Source organism: Mesorhizobium sp. M4B.F.Ca.ET.143.01.1.1 (genome assembly GCF_004792275.1).
GTDB lineage: Bacteria > Pseudomonadota > Alphaproteobacteria > Rhizobiales > Rhizobiaceae > Mesorhizobium > Mesorhizobium abyssinicae.
On sequence record NZ_SRSR01000191.1, the window covers coordinates 1 to 340 of the forward strand.

Annotated in this window: 1 pseudogene; it reads left to right on the forward strand. The window is 62.6% G+C overall.

Annotated elements, in window-relative coordinates:
- Positions 1–70 precede the first annotated feature (70 nt).
- Positions 71–340, forward strand: a pseudogene (locus EN786_RS36575) (3-methyl-2-oxobutanoate hydroxymethyltransferase); the annotation flags it as partial.

Genomic DNA, 340 nt, shown 5'->3' on the forward strand with positions numbered 1-340 from the left:
GTCAAGATCGAGGCCGGGAAAGTGCTGATCGATATCGGTTGAGCCGACGAAAGAATGAGGAAACAAGTCAATGAGCCGAAAGAGACCGACTGTTGCCGATCTGCGCGCCATGAAGGGCAAGCGGCAGCTGACCATGCTGCGCGTGCTGACGCTGGACGAAGCCGAGGCTGCCGAGCGCGCCGGCATCGACATCGTCTCGGTGCCGCCGGAACTGGTGCTCAATCCGCAGTACCGCGACGCGGCGCCCAGCCTCTTCACCATGCCGGGCGAGAATTTTTTCGAGATCGGCACGGCGGACGATTTCCTGCGCTGGTCGTTCCGGCTCTACAAGGCCGGCGCC